1 protein-coding gene is annotated in these 2,250 nt (G+C 69.2%); it reads left to right on the plus strand.

All coding sequences use genetic code 11. The features are described 5' to 3' along the window. Nucleotides 1–67: 67 nt before the first annotated feature. Nucleotides 68–2,250, plus strand: a 2,183-nt coding sequence (locus CG471_RS29655; protein WP_257211740.1) for a DUF2460 domain-containing protein, incomplete at its 3' end; no start/stop codon positions are given.

A 2,250-nucleotide genomic window follows, 5' to 3' on the forward strand; every position in this document is an offset into this window, starting at 1 on the left:
GAGTGAGGCGCGACTGCTGGCGCGCAGCGCGCGGCAGGTGGCGCGGGCGGTGCGGGGGGGCGCTGCAATGAGCGGGATCGATTATTGGCTGGCCGATGGCGGCCCGGCACATGGGCGGGGGCAGGAGAGCCGCTTCATCAAGCGGTTCGATCCGATGTGGTGGACGGTGAATTTTCCCCGGCCGATGATGGCGAGCGTGGTGACGACCGGGCCTGACGCCATGCGCGCCGATGCCATGTTCTACGGCTCTGGCGATCTGGCGGGGCTGATCTGGGACGCGGCGGACCAGTGGAGCCATCCGCTGCTGGCCTATGAGACGGCGCGGGATTTCCGGCAGTGCGTGCTGCGTTTCCGCTGGCGCAGTGGTGGGCTGCGGCGGCTGGACGAGACGCATGGGCCGACGCTGACGATCGAGGGGCGCGATGCCGATGGTGCTCCGCGTGCCTGGTATGTGCGGCTGTGGAACTATGCCAGCGGCGGGCCGGAAGATGCCGAGATCGTGCTGGATTTTGCCGCGCTGGAGGGCGGGTTCCGCTTGCCCGACGATAGCGATCCGGTTTGGGCCGGCGATGTCGACCGGATGTTCATTTCGCTGGTGCCGCCCGCTTATGATGCGGGCGATACCGGCTTTGCCGTGCCGGTCGAGGGCTGGGCGGAACTGAGCGACATCGCCTGCGACGGGGCGGGATCGGTGCTGGCGGTGGGTGACGTCATGCTGCCGGAGCATGGGCTCAGCATGGCGACCGGCTATGACGACAGCTTCAACCAGACGCCCGAGCGGCTGGTCGCGGCGATCCATGCGCTGGGCTATCGCGGGGCGATCAACCATTATGTCGGGATGAGCCATTATTTCCGGCTCGAACGGCTGGGCGCGGGCCTCTATGTCAGCCTGGCCGGCGGGGTGCTGAACGCGCCCTGCGCCGCCTGGCACTCGGACTTTGCGCGGCGGGCCAAGGCGATGGGGCTGGGCGTCATCTGGTCGCTATCCTATGAATTGTTCGACGCCCATTGCTGGAACGACTGGAAGCAGCGGGCAGAAAATGGCGACCCGGCGCTGACCGGCTGGTCGCCGCCATCGACCCTGCTGTCGCCGGCCCATGGCGGGGCGATGGGCTATTTGCAGGCGGTGGCGGGTGCCTTTGTTTCCATTGCCTTGGACGCGGAGATTCCGATCCTGTTTCAGGTCGGCGAACCCTGGTGGTGGGTGATGCCGGCGGATGGGCGGATCTGCATCTATGACGATGCGGCGCGGGGGGCGCTGGGCGGGAGCCCGGTGTCGATTGCGGATGTGCGTGGTGCGCTGAGCGCGGCGCAATGCGATCTGCTGGATGAGGCGGGGGCTTTGCTGGCGTCGTCTACGGCGGCGCTGTGCGCGGCGGTGAAGGCGCTGGCGCCGGACGCGGTGACGCATCTTCTGGCCTATCTGCCGACCGTGCTGGACCCGCTGGCGCCCGAGGCCAAGCGGGCGAACATGCCGGTCGGCTGGGCGGCGCCGGCGTTCGATGTGCTGCAACTGGAAGATTATGACTGGGTGACGCAAGGGCGGCCCCGACTGACCGCGCGGGGCGTCGAGATGGCGACCGCGCGGCTGGGCTATCCGGTCGAGCAGCAGCATTATTTTTCCGGCTTCGTGCTGTTGCCCGAACAGGCCGACCAGTGGCGCGCGATCGCGGCGGCGGCGCAGGCGTCGGTCGAGCGCGGCACGGCGGCGACCTATATCTGGGCGCTGCCCCAGGTCGCGCGCGACGGCTTTACCTGTTTCAGACTGGATGGGGAGGATGCGATGCAGGCTTTTGACGATGTGCGCTTTCCGATCGCGATCGGGCGGGAGGCGAGCATGGCGCCGGCCTTTTCGACGCAGGTGGCCGAAAGCCCGTCGGGCCATGAGCGGCGCAGCAGCGACTGGGCCGACGCGCGCCTGTCCTTCGACGCCGGGCCGGGGGTGCGGTCCGACGCGGACATTGCCGATCTGATCGCCTTCTTCCGGGCAAGGCGCGGGGCGGCGCGCGGCTTTCGCTTCAGCGATCCCTATGACGACCGGAGCGGGCCGCCGGGCATCGCGCCGGGGCCGCTGGACCAGCGGCTGGGCAGCGGCGACGGGGTGACGACCGATTTTATGCTGACACGCCATTATGGCGGCGGCGCGGATGCGCAGGCGCGGCAGGTCCGCCAGCATCAGCCGGGTGGGGCCATGCGGCGCATCCAGCTGCCGCACGATCTGGCCCGACGACACGCTGCCCGGCGCATGCC

The organism is Sphingobium sp. IP1, from assembly GCF_002708645.1.
Taxonomy (GTDB): Bacteria; Pseudomonadota; Alphaproteobacteria; order Sphingomonadales; family Sphingomonadaceae; genus Sphingobium; species Sphingobium yanoikuyae.